General features: G+C 41.9%; 18 protein-coding genes. 15 read left to right on the top strand and 3 right to left on the bottom strand.

What is annotated here, in order from left to right; genetic code table 11:
• Window positions 1-378: 378 nt before the first annotated feature.
• A complete protein-coding gene (locus H0S56_RS09470) occupies window positions 379-558 on the top strand; it encodes a hypothetical protein (RefSeq protein WP_005246830.1) in 180 nt (59 codons plus the stop codon).
• 287 nt (window positions 559-845) lie between these two features.
• Here the strand turns inward: H0S56_RS09470 and H0S56_RS09465 are convergent, their stop codons facing one another.
• Window positions 846-1634, bottom strand: coding sequence for an A1S_2505 family phage non-structural protein (locus H0S56_RS09465; protein WP_195724924.1), 789 nt, complete (start codon window positions 1632-1634; stop codon window positions 846-848).
• Between the two features lie 365 nt (window positions 1635-1999).
• On the opposite strand from H0S56_RS09465, the gene uvrB reads away from it, so the two are divergent.
• The 10 genes from uvrB to proB all read left to right on the top strand — a co-directional run bounded on the left by uvrB (window position 2000) and on the right by proB (window position 12773).
• Window positions 2000-4021: an excinuclease ABC subunit UvrB gene (gene uvrB / locus H0S56_RS09460; protein ID WP_195724923.1), complete on the top strand. Its 2022-nt coding sequence runs from the start codon at window positions 2000-2002 to the stop codon at window positions 4019-4021.
• 145 nt (window positions 4022-4166) lie between these two features.
• The gene (locus tag H0S56_RS09455; RefSeq protein WP_005107392.1) at window positions 4167-4754 is read left to right on the top strand and encodes a lipocalin family protein; all 588 of its coding nucleotides are present in this window, start codon (window positions 4167-4169) and stop codon (window positions 4752-4754) included.
• Window positions 4755-4916: 162 nt separating this feature from the next.
• Window positions 4917-5855 carry an EamA family transporter RarD gene (rarD, locus tag H0S56_RS09450; protein ID WP_195724922.1) on the top strand — a complete coding sequence of 313 codons (939 nt, stop codon included), beginning with the start codon at window positions 4917-4919 and terminating at the stop codon, window positions 5853-5855.
• A 109-nt stretch (window positions 5856-5964) separates the two neighbouring features.
• Window positions 5965-6528 (top strand): hypothetical protein, encoded by a 564-nt coding sequence (locus H0S56_RS09445; protein WP_195724921.1) that lies wholly within the window; start codon window positions 5965-5967, stop codon window positions 6526-6528.
• Complete coding sequence (locus H0S56_RS09440) at window positions 6435-7439, top strand: hypothetical protein (RefSeq protein ID WP_227554882.1); 1005 nt, start codon at window positions 6435-6437, stop codon at window positions 7437-7439. Before H0S56_RS09445 ends, H0S56_RS09440 begins: the two co-directional genes overlap by 94 nt.
• Before the next feature lie 33 nt (window positions 7440-7472).
• Window positions 7473-7730, top strand: coding sequence for a hypothetical protein (locus tag H0S56_RS14335; RefSeq protein ID WP_227554881.1), 258 nt, complete (start codon window positions 7473-7475; stop codon window positions 7728-7730).
• A gap of 240 nt (window positions 7731-7970) precedes the next feature.
• The gene (locus H0S56_RS09435; protein ID WP_004279679.1) at window positions 7971-9428 is read left to right on the top strand and encodes a glyceraldehyde-3-phosphate dehydrogenase; all 1458 of its coding nucleotides are present in this window, start codon (window positions 7971-7973) and stop codon (window positions 9426-9428) included.
• A gap of 184 nt (window positions 9429-9612) precedes the next feature.
• The gene (locus tag H0S56_RS09430; protein WP_071851909.1) at window positions 9613-9987 is read left to right on the top strand and encodes a winged helix-turn-helix transcriptional regulator; all 375 of its coding nucleotides are present in this window, start codon (window positions 9613-9615) and stop codon (window positions 9985-9987) included.
• 407 nt (window positions 9988-10394) lie between these two features.
• Window positions 10395-11612 carry an Obg family GTPase CgtA gene (cgtA, locus tag H0S56_RS09425; protein ID WP_004279681.1) on the top strand — a complete coding sequence of 406 codons (1218 nt, stop codon included), beginning with the start codon at window positions 10395-10397 and terminating at the stop codon, window positions 11610-11612.
• A gap of 27 nt (window positions 11613-11639) precedes the next feature.
• Window positions 11640-12773 (top strand): glutamate 5-kinase, encoded by a 1134-nt coding sequence (proB, locus tag H0S56_RS09420; protein WP_004279682.1) that lies wholly within the window; start codon window positions 11640-11642, stop codon window positions 12771-12773.
• A gap of 74 nt (window positions 12774-12847) precedes the next feature.
• Here proB and H0S56_RS09415 read toward each other — a convergent pair whose 3' ends face one another.
• Window positions 12848-13444, bottom strand: coding sequence for a phosphatase PAP2 family protein (locus H0S56_RS09415; RefSeq protein WP_195724920.1), 597 nt, complete (start codon window positions 13442-13444; stop codon window positions 12848-12850).
• Window positions 13445-13601: 157 nt separating this feature from the next.
• On the opposite strand from H0S56_RS09415, the gene H0S56_RS09410 reads away from it, so the two are divergent.
• Complete coding sequence (locus tag H0S56_RS09410; protein WP_082190861.1) at window positions 13602-14630, top strand: IS701 family transposase; 1029 nt, start codon at window positions 13602-13604, stop codon at window positions 14628-14630.
• 84 nt (window positions 14631-14714) lie between these two features.
• Here H0S56_RS09410 and H0S56_RS09405 read toward each other — a convergent pair whose 3' ends face one another.
• Window positions 14715-15419: an SIMPL domain-containing protein gene (locus H0S56_RS09405; protein ID WP_195724919.1), complete on the bottom strand. Its 705-nt coding sequence runs from the start codon at window positions 15417-15419 to the stop codon at window positions 14715-14717.
• 475 nt (window positions 15420-15894) lie between these two features.
• On the opposite strand from H0S56_RS09405, the gene H0S56_RS09400 reads away from it, so the two are divergent.
• The 3 genes from H0S56_RS09400 (at window position 15895) to H0S56_RS09390 (ending at window position 20271) form a co-directional block, all read left to right on the top strand.
• A complete protein-coding gene (locus H0S56_RS09400; RefSeq protein WP_005246815.1) occupies window positions 15895-17268 on the top strand; it encodes a diaminobutyrate--2-oxoglutarate transaminase in 1374 nt (457 codons plus the stop codon).
• 3 nt (window positions 17269-17271) lie between these two features.
• Complete coding sequence (locus tag H0S56_RS09395) at window positions 17272-18804, top strand: pyridoxal phosphate-dependent decarboxylase family protein (protein WP_195724918.1); 1533 nt, start codon at window positions 17272-17274, stop codon at window positions 18802-18804.
• 435 nt (window positions 18805-19239) lie between these two features.
• Complete coding sequence (locus H0S56_RS09390) at window positions 19240-20271, top strand: substrate-binding domain-containing protein (protein WP_004279710.1); 1032 nt, start codon at window positions 19240-19242, stop codon at window positions 20269-20271.
• Window positions 20272-20333: the final 62 nt, after the last annotated feature.

Below are 20333 nucleotides of genomic sequence, written 5' to 3'. Positions count from 1 at the left end.
AATCAGTTATAGAACAATAGATCAAAAGTTAAGCGAGGGTTGAGATTGGTAACTTCTGTATATTTTTTGTTGATATCTCTTGAGTTTTGAGAAATGCATAGTGTGTAAAAATCATTATTTTTACCTGACTAGCTTAAGTATAAAAGTGAAGAAAATTTACTCTTGAGAGCGTTAAAATTTCAATCCTATGAATTTTTATCATGGAAGATATAGAGAAGAGTTTAGGTAAATTTTAGGCTGCATTGATTCAAGCATTTACCATCACGGGATCATTTTTTATTTTTCAAAAACAAAAGCATATGAATTTATCCAAGATCCTGCTACCCAGTCGACTGAGTTTTTTTGTACAATAGCTGCATATATTATTGAGTGAATCACATGAGCACCCAAACTCCTCCCAAAAGAAAGCCCCTGGTTAATTTACCTTTCCCGATCAAACAGGCAGAGCAAAATGCTGCAGAAGAAGTTCTGGAAGATTTAAGACCAAGACCACAGCGTTATGCTGACCGTACCTGGATGCCACCACGTGGCACTCGCCGTTCAATGGGCAAACGCTAATTGATCAGACTCAAAAAGCTATGATAAATCATGGCTTTTTTTATGGAATTTTTTAGGGAGTTAGTGATCAATATTTGATTTAATTTTCGAACAAAAAGAAATTAAAACTCTGATTTAGCCAAATCTCTTTCAATTTTATTCTTAATAAAGCAAACGAAATATTTAAGCTCTGTAAATACCCATCAAAATAAAATCCAGACCTGATTGATTTCATATTCGATATTTTAGCCGCCCATAAAAAAAGCCAATTCAAACCTTGGCTTTTTTTGAAAGATATTTTGATAGCACTAACGAATGCTTTTACGCGCTTTATTTTCCGGTTTCGGTGGCGCAATTTTTCGCTCACCTTGCCAGACATCAATAAAATCTTTCTCGTTAATATTATAAAGTTCCAGTAGCGCTAAAATCACGCCTCCAAATAACATGGTACCTTCTGAATGGCTCTGAAAATCGACTAGCTTGGTATTCAGATTGTGCAGGATATCTTCAATTTCAAAGACACGTTCCCGCCCATTGCTGTCGGTCGGATAGATCTGGGTATTTAAAATAATTCTCGCCAGGCTTTTTTCATTTTCGGTCAAAGGCAGTTCTTCAATCAATTCATCGCTGGCCGGAGTTAAAATCACGGAATCGCGGAATATGGTGTGTAAGAAATTTGCGCTTAATTTTGGCAGGGGCTTTTCGACAAAAGGACGGAAAGATTGTGGGAAAATTACATTGCATGAGATGCCTTTAAACATCGGTGCAATTTCCTCGACTTTATAACCTGCGATCCCACAGCCCAAGGAAGTAATAAAATATTTATTTTTAGGATGATTTTTGGTGTAAATCTTAAAGTCATCAATATAGTGTTGAATTTGTGAGAGCGGCATTTGTTGTAAATGCTCGTTCATTGTTGGAATAGCATAGCTCTGACCCGCCCAGCCACGACCCACGCCCATGACTGCACCAAAATGCTCAAGTGCCGTTCTGGCAGCTCCACCACCATGCTGTCCAGCCAAGTTACTGCCAAAAACAAAAACCGTATTTTCCGGAAGGGATTTAACAATACTTTCATCGTGATAGTGGTAAGTCATAATTGTCTATTCTAGGCCATCCTGATCTTCATGTTGCCCGTGAAATGAATAGGGGTCAAGGCAAAATTGTGCCGGACTAGCCAAACAGATAGGTCAATATTCCACCCATGATCCAAAACAGGATGCCGAGTACGCCCAAATAAAGCTGCTGGCTGAAAATGCTTGGTTTTTTCTGTATTTATTCCCTTTGTAACTGTATATTTTATTGATGATTTTTCAAACTAGAGAGTGAGTCAAGCGCTAACAAATAATGAATGCTAATATTGTTTTATTTTACCAAACAGAAACCTAAGCAGGGATTGAGTAATTCCAATTTACCCTCATAATAAATCAAATCTATATCCGCAGCGAAGTCAGCGAAAGCTATGAGTGATAAAAAACCCTTTGAATTGGTGACCAGTTATCAACCAGCAGGCGATCAGCCACAGGCCATTGCAAAGCTGGTCAAAGGCATTGAACAGGGTTTTCATGATCAGCTTTTACTGGGGGTTACCGGGTCTGGTAAGACTTATACCATGGCCAATGTCATTGCACAGACCCAGCGTCCGACCATTGTCATGGCACATAACAAAACCCTGGCTGCACAGCTTTACGGCGAATTTAAAGCGTTCTTCCCGAATAACGCTGTGGAATATTTTGTCAGTTATTATGATTATTATCAGCCGGAAGCTTATGTGCCATCTTCAGATACTTTTATCGAGAAAGATGCTGCAATTAATGACCATATTGATCAGATGCGCCTTTCCGCAACCCGTTCACTCCTAGAGCGTCGTGATGCGATTATTGTCGCGTCGGTGTCTGCCATTTATGGTTTGGGTGATCCGAATGCCTATATGAGCATGTTGCTGCATGTGGTAGAAGGTGATCGTATCGGTCGTGATGACATTATTCGCCGTCTGGTCGAGATGCAGTATTCACGTAACGAACTGGAATTCCTGCGCGGTACTTATCGTATTCGTGGTGAAATTATTGATATTTTCCCGGCAGAATCGGATCAGGATGCGATCCGGATTGAACTGTTTGATGATGAAGTTGACTCCATTCGCTGGTTTGATCCGCTGACCGGGAAAATGGTTCGTAAAGTGCCTCGTGTCACTATTTATCCTAAAAGCCATTATGTTACGCCGAAAGACAATTTATCCCGCGCGATTGAAACCATCCGGGACGAACTCAAAGAGCGCCTGGTGTTCTTCCGTGAAAATGACAAATTGCTGGAAGCACAGCGTATTGAACAGCGGACACGCTATGATCTGGAAATGATGCAACAACTGGGTTATACCAACGGCATTGAAAACTATTCGCGTCATTTATCTGGCCGTCCTGCGGGTGAAGCGCCACCGACCTTGTTCGATTATATTCCTGATGATGCCTTGCTGATTATTGATGAGTCGCATGTGACGGTGCCACAGATTGGCGCCATGTATAAGGGCGACCGTTCGCGTAAGGAAAATCTGGTCAATTACGGATTCCGTTTGCCAAGCGCGCTGGATAACCGGCCGATGAAATTTGAGGAATGGGAACGAATTGTGCCGACGACTGTTTATGTCAGCGCAACGCCCGCACGTTACGAGCTGGAAAAGTCCCAGCAGATTGTCGAGCAGGTGGTGCGTCCGACTGGTCTGATCGATCCAGAAATTGAAATTCGTCCAGTTCTGACGCAGGTCGATGATGTGCTTTCAGAAATTAATCTACGTAAAGACATTAATGAGCGGGTGCTGGTTACGACCTTGACTAAGCGTATGGCCGAAGATTTAACTTCTTATTTGAAAGAATACGGGATTAAGGTTGCTTATTTACATTCGGATATCGATACCGTCGAGCGGGTCAAAATCATTCATGAACTGCGTACCGGGGTGCATGATGTACTGGTCGGGATTAACCTGCTGCGTGAAGGGCTGGATATGCCGGAAGTGTCACTGGTTGCCATTCTGGATGCAGATAAAGAGGGATTTCTGCGTTCTGAGCGCTCTCTCATTCAGACCATTGGTCGCGCTGCGCGTAACCTGAAAGGTAAGGCGATTTTGTATGCTGATCGCATTACTGATTCGATGCAGAAAGCCATTGATGAGACGGATCGTCGTCGTGCCAAGCAGATTCAGTTTAATGAAGAACATGGCATTACGCCGCGCAGTGCAGTGCGTCAGGTGATCAAGGAAATTGATACTGGTGAAGTATTGGATGATGATTCAATTGAATTGAAAGTCTCGGATCAGGCACGTGCGATCAGTGCCGATGAGCGGCATATCATGGCAGATCCGAAAATGTTTGCGAAACACATTAACAAGCTTGAAAAGGAAATGCTGAAAGCTTCCAAAGAGCTTCAGTTTGAGCAGGCTGCGCGTATGCGTGATGAAATTGTGCGTTTAAAAGCCCAGATGTTTGATTGATTTTTGTTGCATTAAATCTTATTTAAATGACGTAAAATCAATCACAAACCAAACATAATGTAACAAATTTAGGAATTGGATAAAGCTATTGTATGAACAGAATTTTTTTAAATAAATATTTTGTGAACATGCAATAGGTATCTTTATGACAACTCAAAAATCTTCACGTACTGGATTAAAGCTGGCAAAAATTGCGGTGGGTAGTGCGGTTCTTCTCGGTTTGGGCGCCGCTACCATGGCCTATGCGAAAGAGGAGCCATTACCGACCATTGAGAAAGTTGAACTGGACCGTTATCTGGGAACATGGTACGAAGTAGCACGCAAGCCTTTGTATTTTCAAAATAAGTGTGATCGTGATGTTACAGCGACCTATACTTTAAATGAAAATGGCAATATCGTGGTGGATAACCGCTGCATTAAAAAAGATGGTGAACAAACCCAGTCGCTGGGCGAGGCATTTGTGCAAAATCCACCGCAAAATACCAAATTAAAAGTCAGTTTCTTGCCGGACTTTATTCGCTGGATTCCGGTCGCTCGTGGCGATTATTGGGTCTTAAAACTGGATGAAAATTATCAAACTGTTTTGGTCGGAGAGCCTAAACGTAAATATATGTGGATACTCTCACGTAATCCACAACTGGATAAAAATGTGGTGAATGAATATTTACAATATGCACAGTCGGTCGGTTATGACCTGAGTGATGTGATTCATACCAAACAAACTCAAAGATAAAAATATCGTCTTAATGGAAACCATGCTACAGCATGGTTTTTTATTTTACGTGTCGAAAGACAATCTAACATCGAGAGATGACTACATTTTAAATAGATGAAGCATCAAGCTTTCTATTGTACTAATCGTTATAATGCCGGCGAACGAAAGTAGAGTTTAAATATGTATAAAGGCATCGCGTTATCTGTCTTGGCCTCCGTGGTTTTTGGAGTGCTCTATGTATTTACGCCTTTTTTACAGCCTTTAGATAGTGAGCAGACCTTTGCCTGGCGCATGCTGGCGACCTTGCCATTCCTCACAGCCTTCATGTGGTGGTCGGGTGATCTGAAACATATCAGCAGTATTTTTAAGCGGGTATTACGACAGCCTTCATTTTTGATCTGGTTGCTGATTAGTTCGCTGTTATGTACTACACAATTGTGGTTGTTTTTATGGGGCCCTATCAATGGGCGTGGCCTCGAAGTCTCACTCGGTTATTTTCTCCTGCCTCTGGTGATGGTGCTGGTCGGCTGTGTGCTTTATAAAGAAAAATTATCATCCTTCCAGATGGTTGCTGTTGCTCTGGCAGTTTTGGGAGTAGGACATGAAATCTGGCGGATCGGTTCAATCGCATGGGAAACTGTTTATGTCGCTTTAGCTTATCCACTTTATTTTTTTATGCGGCGTAAATTCGCGACCGATCATCTTGGTGGATTCTGGTGGGATCTATTTCTGATTTTGCCGGTGGCATTTTATTTGGGCTTTATCTATAGCGATTCCATGCCGCTTATATTGAATCATTCCCACTTGATTCTGGCAGTTCTTGGATTAGGCTTTTTAAGTGCGCTCGGTTTGGGTAGTTATATTTTGGCCAGCCGATATTTGCCCTTTGTGATCTTTGGGTTATTAAGTTATCTGGAACCGGTACTACTCGCTTTTGCCTCGATGGCATTGGGCGAGCGCGTGGAATCAGGTGAGTGGTTGACCTATATTCCAATCTGGTTGGCTGTTTTATTACTGGTTGTGGAAGGAATATTGCATTTAAAACACCAGCAGTTGAAGAAATATGAGCTGGTAAATAAAGCCGCACAGCTAGAAAAAATCAGAAAAAATAATGAATAATGTGGTTTGCATAAGCATTATATTCGTCAGACAATATTGACCTGATTATTTTCAAAATCGTCTACCATTTTGTTTAAAAGAATGTTTTCTATATTTTAAGGGGATAAACATGTCACAGATTGCGATTCCATATCAGTTACGTGCACGTTTATCACAACTGGAACCAAGTCTGGATTTAAATTGGGAGCGAGAGCTTCGTACTATTCTGGCAGAAGTTTCACCAGAATTAAAAGAAAGTATTGATTTTCAAATTTTAAAGCCCAAGAAAATTCTTTGGGATCAAGAAGTGGATCAATACCGTTATCAGGCTCAACATTCGGTAGAACGCCTTAGCCAAAAATTTCTCAATGACCGGATGCGTTATTATGCCAGTACCTTTGGTCTGTCACTGAAAAGTTTGCAGGGTTTGAATGATAGCTTGCAAATCGCGGACTACTTAGAAAACGTACTTGAACAAATCGATAAAATTGACGTCAATGAAAATTTTCAGATGCAGCGTGAAAAGCTGGAACTGCGTCGTACATTTTTATTAAATGCTGCTGAAATTTTCGCGGCCTCCGCTTACAGCCGGTTGAGGGGGTGCGTCAGCTCACTGAACAGCAAATCAAATGCTTTATTATTGAAGTTTTTATCAAGCAGCAATTGTTGGGTTATTGGTATAAGCCGCTATTAAAAAAACAGACTGCAGAAATGACGCATCCACTTTTCCATTATTTCCTGATTAAAGAGCAGCAGATTCGTCATTTTGATATTGTCCGTACCTCGCAATTTCTATTTATTGTTGCGCCGGTGATGGATGTGCAGCAAAACCCGTATTCTATTCGTCGTTTCCTGATTGAAGAAAAAGGTGCACTTGAAGATCAGGTCTACCTGAATATCCTGATTTTGGACCTCCAGGATGATATGGATGAAGCGGTGGTAGAAACCCTGAAATCGCAGATGCAGCGGATGGTAACTTTACAGAGTCAGATTCATTTGGATGTAATCGATATCGTGCATACGCTGGAACAGGTGTCTGAACAGAAGTTATTGCCTTTACTGGTTGAGCCCATTCAAGTCGTAGAGAAAAATGCCGATGTGGTGGCACAACGTCACTTGAAACAGTTTGAAGAAATTATGACGCGTGAATTGCTTTTGCCGATGCGGGATGCCATTCGTGATCATTTATCGCATATTGAAGAGTTTGATTATCTGTATCTGCATGTCCATAAAATATTTACAGAAATTCTGGCCTATTACCGCGATTTCAAGTCCCAGCCGGGTTTGATGTTTAATCAGTACATCCAGAATTTTGAATATAAGCTGCTGGCTTTTATCCGTTTACTGGAAAAGCGTAAAGCGGAAACCTTTATTCCTACATATCGCAATGAATGGCAAGTCATGCATCAGCGTTCACAGCAGGCTGTTTTGGATATTCAAAATACGATTTCTGAAAATGTACAGCAATACCGGGATCTGAAAAAATATATTAATACACTGCAGCGGCAAAAAGCGGATGAAGAGAAAAAATCCGTATTTAAAAAGTTATGGCGTAAAAATAATTTCGATGAGGCAATTGATACCGCGCTCAACCAATTACAGTAGTTAAAGCGCAGTATGTTTCTGGAAATTATTCAGGTGCCAAGAACACATGAAAACTGTAGTGTATTTCTGGAATTTGAAAGTTTGCAGCATTTGCAGCAGGTTGATCGCCACTATGCTTTTCCCTCTGGGGATAATGGCCTGACCCGTTTACCTTTGCTTATTCACTTGCCCGAAACCTATGATGATTTCGATGTAGAAAACTTCAATGCCTCCATGAGTCTGGACATGAATTTTTCAGCAGGGAGTAGAATCCAGCCTGAACAGGGCGGGACGCTAAATTTTGAAATTTAGATTTGTTTGAATAAACAACATTTAACAAATTTGTGTCAGGTACTGAAAAATAGTGGTCTTTAGCATTTTCGGATGCAAAATCATTCAGCTAATTACAACTATTTTTGAAATTTATAGTGAATATACGTTAAAAACCACCCGTCTCAACGAGCTTTTGATTCAAACTTGCGGCCAATTCCATTACAATTGTCGGGTTTAGAAATTTATGCTTAGATTTACAATTAATTAGAGGACGTATCTGTGAGCAAAGACACTATTGTTGCCCTCCATGCAGAACACCAAGGTCGCTGGAAAAACCGTGAAGAACTTGCGGAACGTATGATTGCCCTTGTTGGCCAGTTATATCGTGAAAAAAATATTGTAGCTACAGTTTATGGTCGCTCTTTAATTAACCGTTCTGTAATTCAGATTTTGAAAGCACACCGCCGTACTCGCGTACTGGACGTTGAACTTTCTGTAGTTGATACTTTCCCAATTCTTGAAGCATTGGTGAAAGTTGAAAACATCGGTTCTGCTGAAGTTGATCTGGGTAAACTTGCTGTTGAATTTAAAGAAAAAGGCGGCGACATCGATGCATTTGTTGCAGACGCTGTTAAATCGATCGAAGGCAATGCTGCTGCTGTAGAACATAAAGATGTGGTTCTTTATGGTTTCGGTCGTATCGGTCGTATCCTGGCACGTTTGATGATTGGTCAATCAGGTCTGGGTCGTGGTCTTAGCCTGAAAGCAATCGTGGTTCGTAAATCATCGGATGGTGATTTGGAAAAACGTGCTTCTTTACTTCGTCGTGACTCTATTCACGGTCCATTTGCAGGCACAATTTCTGTAGATGAAGAAAACGAGGCAATCATTGCCAACGGTAACTTTATCAAAGTGATTTATGCATCGAATCCTTCTGAAGTAGACTACACTGCATACGGTATCAACAATGCACTTGTGATCGACAACACAGGTAAATGGCGTGATGCTGAAGGTCTTGCTCAACACCTTAAATGCCCGGGCGCTGCTCGTGTGATTCTGACTGCACCTGGTAAAGGTGACATGAAGAACGTAGTTTACGGTGTAAACCAAGCGGATATCCTTGATGAAGATACCATCATCTCTGCTGCAAGCTGTACGACTAACGCTATTACACCTACACTGAAAGTATTACATGACAAATACACGGTGTTGAATGGTCATGTTGAAACAGTTCACTCGTTCACGAACGACCAGAACCTGATCGACAACTACCATAAAGCTGACCGTCGTGGTCGTGCTGCAACATTGAACATGGTTATTACTGAAACTGGTGCAGCGAAAGCAGTAGCGAAAGCGCTTCCAGCTCTTCAAGGTAAATTGACAGGTAACTCTGTACGTGTACCTACACCAAACGTATCTCTTGCGATTCTTAACCTGACTTTAGGTCAAGACGTTGATCGTGATGAAGTGAACGAATACATTCGTCAGATTTCAATCGGTTCTAGCCTGCAAGGTCAAATCGGTTATACCAACTCGACTGAAGTGGTATCTTCTGACTTTATTGGTTCACGCACTGCAGGTGTATTTGACGCGCAAGCAACGATCACTTCAGGCAACCGTTTAACTGCTTATGTTTGGTACGATAACGAAGTGGGTTATAGCTGCCAGGTATTGCGTATTGCTGAACAAATGGGTGGCGTAAGCTATCCAAAAGTTCCTGCTGAAACTAATGCATAATTAGTATTTAGCTAAAAAAAGAGCCTCATTTGAGGCTCTTTTTTTATGATTTTTTTATTTAAAGTGAACTTTCTTAATCTAATAAGAATCAACAAATCTGCTTGCTGGCGAAATATGAATCTGATAACTTACAAAGAGTAAGTATATTAAAATGAGTAAGTAATAAAAATATGGTGAGAATAGTATGACAAATTATGCAATTAGCCCGTTATTGGGGCAGGTTTTATCAACTGAATGTCCATCACGTGAAATATTGGAACACCTTGCCAATAAATGGTCGGTCTTGGTTTTGCGTTGCTTAAGTGAAGGTGTGCATCGTTTCAGTGAACTGAAACAACGCATTGAGGGGGTAAGTGAAAAAATGCTCTCCCAGACTTTAAAAATGCTTGAACAGGATGGTTTTATTTTGAGAACGGTTTATCCGGTGGTGCCGCCAAAAGTGGAATATCAATTGACGATTACCGGTTCACAAGCGGCTGAAAAAATCATGTATTTAATTGGCTGGATTGAAAAAAGCCTGCCAGATATTTTAGAGCATAAACAAAGTGTTATTAAATAGTTATTATTAAATGGCAGGAATGCAGTGTTTATGAAAATAAAAAATTTGGACTTAGCTTAGTTGATATAAAATATAGATTTTAAATGGTATCCGCATCAGAATATTTTCTTGTGAATACGGTATTTGAAAATTTACTCCTCTATAAATTATTTTAAAAATCATCAAGAAGTTCACAAAAAGAATTTCCAGAATAGGGAATGGTACTAAGGCAAAAGCGCTTGATTTCCTGCCACTTCTTTTCCATCTTTTAAGCCTTCTGTTTCTAAATCTATGCCTTGAAAAGATCAAATAGACTCGGTGAGAAAACGACTAACTAAGATTTATGGGATTGCTGCATAATTCTATTCGAGAAATTCTTTAAAATATGGCAGAATATGGGGTTTTAAAGTTTTTAGAGGATTGGCAATATGCGCTTTGTTGATGAAGCAGTCATTACCGTAGAGGCTGGCGACGGTGGCAATGGCGTAGCCAGTTTTCGCCGTGAAAAATTCGTGCCATTTGGTGGTCCAGATGGTGGTGATGGTGGTCGTGGCGGCAGCATTTATATTCAGGCTGACGACGACACCAGTACGCTAGTTGATTATCGTTATACACGTAAATATCGTGCAGAACGAGCAAAAAATGGCCGTGGGGCGAACTGTGCTGGTCGTGGCGGTGAAGATACCGTATTAAAAGTTCCGGTAGGAACAACAATTGTAGATGTAGAGTCTGGTGACATTATTGGCGACTTGATCGAAGACGGTCAACGCGTGAAAGTTGCAGCAGGCGGTGATGGTGGTTTAGGTAATACCCACTTTAAATCATCGACCAACCGTTCACCACGTAAGTGTACGCATGGTCAAAAAGGCGAATTCCGTGAAATCCGTCTAGAGCTTAAAGTTCTGGCAGATGTCGGCTTGCTGGGTATGCCAAATGCGGGTAAATCCACCTTCATTCGTGCTGTATCAGCGGCAAAACCAAAAGTTGCAGATTATCCATTTACCACCATGGTGCCAAACCTGGGTGTGGTCGATGCCGATAGTCACCGTTCATTCGTGATGGCGGATATTCCGGGCCTGATCGAAGGCGCATCTGAAGGTGCAGGTCTTGGGATTCGCTTCCTGAAGCACTTGGCGCGTACCCGTATCTTGTTACACATCGTTGACGTACAGCCGATTGATGGCTCAGATCCGGCACATAATGCTAAAGCAATTATGAAAGAGTTAGAAAATTTCTCCCCAACGCTTTCAAAACTGCCGATCGTATTGGTGCTGAACAAAGTCGATCAGTTGGCTGAAGAAACACGTGAAGAATGGTGCACCCATATTCTTGAAGAATTGCAGTGGGAAGGCCCAGTTTTTGAGACTTCTGGCTTAACGGCTGAAGGCACCAAAGACGTAGTTTACTACCTGATGGATCAGATCGAAGAGCAACGTGAACGCGAAGCTGAAGATCCAGAATATGCAGCAGAAATGAAAGCATTCCGTGATCAGCTTGAAGCTGAAACACGAGAACAAACCATCGCTGCAAAAGAAGCGTATCGTGAGATGCGTCGTCAGCAACGTCTTGCCGGTATTCTGGGTGATGACGAAGATGATGAAGATGGCGATGATGATAGTGATGTGGAAGTGTACTACGTACGCTAATCTCTGAGAGAAGAGTCTGAGGACAAGATGATAGAAGTGGTAGATGGGCAACGTCAGCTCAAGGGTTGTAAACGAATCGTTGTTAAAATCGGATCATCTTTACTCACAGCAAACGGACAAGGTTTAGATTTAGATGCTATCTCGCATTGGGCGGGACAAATTGCAGATCTACACAATGCAGGACACGAGATTATTCTGGTGTCTTCCGGTGCTGTGGCTGAAGGTATGGTGCGAATGAAACTTGAGAATCGACCCACTGATCTACCCAGTCTTCAGGCTTGTGCTGCCATCGGTCAGATGGGCCTGATTCATACTTGGTCAAGCGTACTTGAGAAGCATCAGATTCGAACTGCGCAAGTATTGTTAACCCATGATGATCTGGCAGATCGTCGTCGCTACCTCAACTCATGTGATGCCTTGCAGAACCTGATTGATTGGCGCGTGATTCCGGTGATCAATGAAAATGATACTGTTTCGACTGACGAAATTCGCTTTGGTGACAACGACACGCTTGCGGCCATGGTCGCAGGTCAGGTTCATGCAGACCTTCTGATTATCTTAACGGATCAGGAAGGGATGTTTGACTCAGACCCACGGTCTAATCCAGATGCCAAACTGTTCCATACCGTACGTGCGATGGATGAAAGTCTGTTTGATATGGCCGGTGGAGGCGGTAAATTTGGTCGTGGTGGCATGCTGACCAAAGTTCGTGCTGCACGTCTGGCTGCAAAGTCGGGCTGTCCGACCTTAATTGCAAGTGGTGATAGTGATGGTGTTCTATCACGTCTAATGTCTGGCGAATTGTTAGGTACTTTATTTGTGACTGATAAAGACCGGATGACAGCGCATCAGCAATGGTTGGCTGCTCACTTGCAAACCGCAGGTCGTTTAGTGATTGATGATGGCGCAGTGAAAGCCATTAAAGACAATCATCGCAGCTTATTGCCTGTAGGGGTGAAAGCGGTTGAGGGTCATTTCGAACGCGGTGATGTGGTGGAATGTGTCGATACACAAGGTCACCGGATTGCGGTCGGTCGTGTCAACTTCAGTTCGCGTTCAGCAGATATCGTTCGTGGTCTGGCATCAGATAAAGTGCATCAGGTGTTAGGTGAAGCGCGTTCGCTGGAAATGATTCATCGCAATCATATGGCGATTTACTAAATTATTCAGATTCAAGTTTAGAGATTCAAAAAATCCCGCTTTCGAGCGGGTTTTTTATGACATTTTAATTAGATTTATTTGATCCAGCCCATTCGAATTAAAGGCGAAAATACCCAATAATGAATACCCAAAATAAAGTTTATGATTTGATTCTCATATTTCCACCACAGCGGCAAGCCAGCTAAATTTACTATTATTGCCATCAGGAATGCACCCAGCATATCAATTGGAAAATGCACACCGACATAAACACGCGACCATGCCACCAGCCAAGCTGTCCAGATTAGAATTCGTCCCAAGTCTCGCTGCGGTGAAAAATAATAGGCGAAGGCAATCCCACTAAAAATACTCATATGGTTGCTGGGAAAAGAACCAGTCGATGCATGTTCAATCAGGGTGCGACCAACATCCATCACAAACGGGCGTGGGGTATTGAGTACCGCAGACAATACTTCACTCATCAATAATGTAATAGCTGTAAAGATGAAGGCTTTAATAATCCCTGTTTTTACTTCGTAACTACCACGGAACCAAGCAATAGCAAAAATCAGCAAAAAGAGATAAACCAGGTCATGCGCAATCAGGGAGGCATAGTTGATCATCCAGATTGAGGCTTGGTCGGGTACATTTAAGATATGAAACAGGTAAAGATTCAGTTGGTCAAGGGACATGAGCAGAGAGGACTGGAACAAATGTCCGTTACTCTAAACCGGTCAAGCCTCAATTCCTACCTGAGTTTGTATGAATTTGTAGTCTTGCTTTTTAAAGAATATAGGACTTACGCATTGACGGATTCAAAAAAGTATTACAATAGTTTATAACGTATCTGTGATCAGACGAACTAAACATGCTTCTACAGCAACTTGTACATTACCCATTTATATGGGCTTTCTCATGACAGAACCGAACTCTATTAGCTGCACACAACTTGCCGAGACTTATAATATCTCGCATGATAGTGTAAATCGCTTTCTAGAGCGTGAAGACTACACACCTCACGACCTATATCAAGAAGCAATTCAACATATTGATAATAATAAGCTTATAGTCAGTATTGATGATACTGTTTTAGATAAACCATATAGTCAACATATGGACTTGGTTAGCTATTTTTGGTCAGGCAAACACCACCGATCCGTCAAGGGTATTAATCTCATTACCTTGTATGCGACAGATCAAAATGGTCAAAATATTCCAATTAATTTCCGAATTTATGACAAATCTGAAAGTAAAACCAAGAATGATTACTTTATGGATATGTTAAGTGAAGTACTTAGTTGGGGTGCAAAGATTCAATTTATTTCAGGTGATAGTTGGTATTCATCGACTGGAAATCTAAAAACCATAAGAAAACATGGTATTCGATTTATGTTTGGTATCGACTGTAACCGTAAGGTTTCCCCTGAAAAAGGACAATGGTTTCAACTGCGTTTATTGCCAAATTTCCATCAGGGTCAAGTGGTCTGGCTCAAAGATTTTGGCTTTGTACAATTATTTAAGACTCAGTTAAAAGAACAGCAGAGGTTTTATATTGTGTATCAAGATGAAGATGATTTATTATCCTTTGAGGGTTTTCATGAATTACATTCAAGTCATTGGAAAATAGAACAATATCACCGGGTGATTAAACAGGTTTGTCATATTGAAAAGTTTCAGGTAAGACGGTCTAAACTGATTTTGAATCATATTTTTTCAGCCTTGATGGCCTACGTTGAGATACAAAAGAACCAGTTTGAGCGGATCTTTGAAAATGTATATCGTTGGCAGAAGAAATTATTTAGACCAATTATCAAAAACTTCATTGATGACTTTATTCTCGATAAAAATCATCTGCTACCACAGAGAGTCTATAAATAACAGTGCGTAAGTCCTAGAATATTCACATGATAAAAAACCACTCAAAAGAGTGGTTCTTAAAAGTCCGAATAATATAATGAAGTCTTATTTAAACTGAATCGCCCCATTCGCGCTGACGGTCATTTGCGATTCACCCGCCGCAACTTCCTGCTCAGGAACCGCCATATCAGCCGATGCAGATTTCATCATGGCCATACGAGGTACTGGCTGTGGTGAATAATTGTTAGTATTCAGGTTTAAGTTCACCAGTTGATAACTCGGTTTATTCCAGGTCTGGGTGAGTGCCTGTGCGCGTTGCTGGAAGTTTTTGGTGGCTTCAATCATCAGCTCGCTTTCAACTTTTTTACGCTTTTCGTCAGATACCTTGAAATTAATCGACTGGGTCTGGAAGTGCTGTTGTAATTCGGCAATCAGTTGAGATGTCGCTTTAAAATCTTTTGATTCCAGACGAATCTGGGCACGACCACGCCATTCTTTTAATTTGCGGTTGTCATTGTCATAAATAGGGTAAGTGCTTTGTGCACCTGTCTCGATTTTCACAGTAGGATATTTGCGTGCTGTGGCGATCGCCTGATTCATCAGCTGGTTAATTTGAGTGGCCAGTTCAGCCGGCTGTTTGTTGGATCTTTCAATATAAAGCACAGCATGCATTTCATCATTTGAGATTTCACGGCTAGCTTCTGCTGAAAGATTAACAACATTATAATTCAGAGATTCAGCAGGAGCTGCAAATGCGCCTGTGGCGAGGGTGCTGGCAAGGATCAAACTGGTAAGTGCTAAGAGACGCATGAAATTGTCCTGTTTTTCTTAAAATTGGCCATCTAAGCCGTTGTTAAAATATTAAATCTCAATTGTGATCTTTTTACGAAATATTTGTCGTAAGAGTGTTAAATTTTCTTTAATTTTATCTCATTATTTAATTTATATTTATTTTTAATAATTAAATACTTAATGAATAATTTTAAGATTAATTATCGGAATGTCGCCTGCGCTACAAAAAAGCATAAAAGAACACGCTTTTCTTTCTGCTGTCACACTGTAAGATGATGATTTAGGGGATGGATTAGCGTGATGTTTTTTTTCGATAAAGATTAGGACAAAATGTGACTGAAAGTTGTTTATTTTCCTGAAAAATTCGGTATCATCCGCCTCCTAGTTATTCGAATACAAAACTGCTAGCTAGAACCTTTATAAAGCGCCGAGTCAAAGGACCAAACGTCACCAGACTTATTTCTTTCACCCATATCAGAGATGGTAATTCGATATGAGCGTTACTTCTGTAAACCCTGCCACCAATTCCACAAACGAATACTACTTGACTCGCCAAAGTCAGATGGAATCGAATGTGCGTAGTTATCCACGTAAATTACCGTTAGCGATAGCGAAAGCACAAGGTTGCTGGGTTACCGATGTTGAAGGTACTGAGTACCTTGATTGTTTAGCTGGGGCAGGGACGTTGGCATTAGGCCATAATCATCCTGCAGTCATTCAAAGTATCCAGGATACGATTGCAAGCGGTTTACCATTGCATACCCTGGATCTTACTACTCCTTTAAAAGATGCTTTTACTGAAGCACTTCTTTCTTATCTTCCGGGTGGCCAGGAAGAGTACTGCTTGCAGTTCTGTGGTCCATCAGGTGCAGATGCAACTGAAGCCGCGATTAAACTAGCAAAAACCTTTACCGGTCGTAGCTCAGTGATCAGCTTTTCTGGCGGCTACCACGGTATGACTCATGGTGCATTGGCAATGACAGGTAACCTGTCTGCGAAAAATGCAGTGAACGGTTTGATGCCGGGTGTACAGTTCATGCCGTATCCGCATGAATACCGTTGCCCATTGGGTCTTGGCGGTGAAGCGGGCGTTGATGCCCTGACTTATTACTTTGAAAATTTCATTGAAGATGTAGAAAGCGGTGTGACCAAACCTGCAGCTGTAATTCTTGAAGCAATTCAAGGTGAAGGCGGTGTGGTAACTGCGCCAGTAAAATGGTTGCAAAAAATCCGTGAAGTGACTGAAAAACACAACATCGTGTTGATTCTTGATGAAGTTCAGGCAGGCTTTGCGCGTTCAGGCAAAATGTTTGCATTCGAACATGCAGGGATTGAACCTGATGTCGTAGTGATGTCTAAAGCTGTAGGTGGTAGCTTACCGCTTGCCGTACTTGGTATTAAACGTAAGTTTGATGCTTGGCAGCCAGCAGGTCATACCGGTACTTTCCGTGGTAACCAATTGGCGATGGGTACAGGCCTTGCAACGATCAATACCATTAAAGAACAGAACCTGGCGCAAAATGCACAAGAGCGTGGTGATTTCCTGCAAGCTGAACTGAAAAAACTGGCTGCTGAATTCCCATGTATCGGTAACGTGCGTGGCCGTGGTCTGATGATCGGTGTTGAAATCGTAGATGAGCGCAAAGATGCGGATCATATGGGTTCTTTGCCTGCTGATGGTCAGTTGGCTGCAGCGATCCAAACCGCTTGTTTCAACAACAAACTGTTGCTGGAAAAAGGTGGTCGTAACGGTACAGTGATTCGTTTACTTTGCCCGTTGATCATTACTCAAGACGAATGTGTTGAAGTGATTGCTCGTTTCAAAAAATCGGTTGCTGAAGCACTAGTTGCAGTTCGAGGCGCATAATTCATGGTAGATTTCGCAGAACATCGTAAAGCGTTACTCTGCAATGATGCTGCATCCATTGCTGACTATCAGGCTGGCATGGACCAAGCGACCAAAGCGGTTGCGGCATGGTTGCAAAACGACAAAATGTACACGGGCGGCAGTATTAAAGAGCTGCGCAGTGCAATTGCATTTCATCCTTCAAAAGAAGGTTTGGGTGTAGAAAAATCTCTTGAGCGTATGGTTGAGCTATTCCTTAACAAGAGCTTAAAAGTGCATCATCCGCATTCACTTGCGCATCTTCACTGTCCAACGATGGTGACTAGCCAGATCGCGGAAGTGCTGATTAATGCAACCAACCAGTCAATGGACTCATGGGATCAAAGCCCGGCCGGTTCATTGATGGAAGTTCAGCTGATTGACTGGTTACGTCAAAAAGTGGGCTATGGTGCGGGTCAGGCAGGTGTATTTACTTCTGGTGGTACACAGTCTAACTTGATGGGCGTATTGCTGGCGCGTGATGCTTGCATCGCGAAAAACTGGAAAGACGAAAACGGTAATCCGTGGTCGGTTCAGCGTGATGGTATTCCTGCGGATGCGATGCGTAATGTCAAAGTCATCTGTTCTGAAAATGCACATTTCTCTGTGCAAAAGAACATGGCGATGATGGGCATGGGCTTCCAGTCAGTGGTCACTGTTCCTGTGAATGAAAATGCACAGATGGACGTAGATGCACTGGAAAAAACCATGGCGCATCTTCAGTCTGAAGGCAAGATCGTGGCATGTGTGGTGGCAACAGCGGGTACAACGGATGCTGGCGCGATTGATCCATTGAAAGCAATTCGTGAAATCACCAATAAATATGGCGCGTGGATGCACATCGATGCGGCATGGGGTGGTGCACTGATTCTATCCAATGACTATCGTTCTATGCTGGATGGGATTGAGCTGTCGGATTCGATCACGCTTGATTTCCATAAGCATTACTTCCAGGCCATTTCTTGTGGCGCGTTCTTGTTAAAAGATGAAGCGAACTACCGTTTTATGCATTATGAAGCTGAGTATCTGAACTCCGCTTATGATGAAGAGCATGGCGTTCCTAACCTGGTGTCGAAGTCACTACAAACGACGCGTCGTTTTGATGCCTTGAAATTGTGGATGACTGTAGAAGCATTAGGTGAAGAGCTTTATGGTTCGATGATCGATCATGGCGTGAAATTAACCCGTGATGTGGCAGACTACATTAAAGCGACTGACGGTCTGGAGCTTCTGCTTGAGCCTCAATTCGCGTCTGTCTTGTTCCGTGTGGTTCCAGCGGGATATCCGGTTGAATTACTCGATACGCTTAACCAAAACGTAGCAGACGAACTGTTTGCACGTGGTGAAGCGAACATTGGTGTGACGAAAGTTGGTCAGGTTCAGTCTCTGAAAATGACGACTTTAAGCCCGGTTGCAACGCTTGATAATGTGAAGAACCTGTTGGCGCTAGTGCTTGCAGAAGCGGATCGTATCAAAGATTCAATCGCTGACGGTACTTATACGCCACCCATTGCATAAGTGATGGTGGTGTGAAAAAAAGGAGATCGAAATGATCTCCTTTTTTGTGCGCTTAAAAATAAAAAAAGGTCCTTTCCCAGATCGAAATTCCTCACAAAAACACGGAAGGTCTGAATCCCGTTTGGCCTGTTATTTATTTGTCATAGGCTTATGTAAAACTGGGGAGCAGGATTTATCCTGAATTCAGGTTTATAAAAATTGTTACATGTCATTGGTCTAAAATTTTTTATTGAAGTGAATGACATAAAGAACTTAATCATTGAAATCCATAAAAATTTAATCAAGAAAAAGCCGCTAGATTAAAAATCACTAAATCGTAATAAAGCTGTAACTTATCTGTCATATTCTAAAATCAAAATGCAGGTATCGAAAGAAGTACAAAACTGAATAAAAAGTGGTGTACTCCAAATTTGCATAAATGAGAGAGATACTAGAATGCGCTTTACAAATATAGCTTTAGCATTAGCAGTAACCGGGGCAACTGCTGTAACGACTGCACACGCAGCACGTGACACCATTCAAATTGCAGGTTCTTCAACTGTACTTCCATATGCCAGTATCGTGGCAGAAGAATTCGGGAATACTTTTCCACAGTTTAAAACACCAGTTGTCGGTTCTGGCGGTTCTTCAGGTGGTTTAAAGCAGTTCTGTAATGGCGTGGGTGATAACACGATTGATATCGCAAACTCTTCTCGTCAAATCAAGAGTACAGAGCTGGCAGAATGTAAAAAGAATGGCGTTAACCAAGTCCTAGAAATCAAAATTGGTTATGACGGTATTGTGTTTGCATCGAATGCAAACAAAGCGGCTTATAAACTGCGTCCACAACATGTCTTCGCTGCACTTGCTGCACAACTTCCATCAAATGGAAAAATGGTCGCTAACCCGTACACGCGTTGGAACCAAATTGACAAAGCACTTCCGAATGAACCTATCACCCTGGTAATTCCTGCGTCGAATCATGGTACGCGCGAAGTCTTCCAGGAGAAAATGGTTGATGCAGGTTGTGAAACGTATGCTGCAATTAAGTCTCTAGACAAAGATGCTAAGAAAAAAGCTTGTACAACATTCCGTAAAGATGGCCGTGTGGTTGAGATTGCCGGTGACTATACCGAAACATTGGCACGTTTAAAAACTTCTCCAAGTGCGGTAGGTGTGTTTGGCCTAGGTTTCTATGACCAGAACCGTGACCGTCTACGTGTTGCTACGGTGAACAATGTAGCGCCTTCTGAAAAGACCATCTTGAATGGTGCTTATCCGGTATCACGCCCATTGTTCTTCTACGTAAAAGGCGAGCACTTGAAATCGATCAAAGGCTTACCGCAGTTCACAGAATACTTCCTGAACAAGAAAGTATCTGGCAAAGGCTCTAAGCTGGAAAAAGCAGGTCTGATTTCAATGTCTGATAAAGAACGTGCAGCAGTCCTGGCAAATTTCAAGGCTGGTAAAGCGGTTGTTGTGAAGTAATAAATGATTTTGAAAACGCTGGTGGTAGGGTCAACCTACCATCGGCTTTTTGCGATAAACAA

Origin of the sequence: Acinetobacter lwoffii, from assembly GCF_015602705.1 — a bacterium.
GTDB lineage: Bacteria > Pseudomonadota > Gammaproteobacteria > Pseudomonadales > Moraxellaceae > Acinetobacter > Acinetobacter lwoffii_E.
Note: the sequence above shows the minus strand (reverse complement) of the source record. Positions and strands in the feature narration are given on the sequence as shown.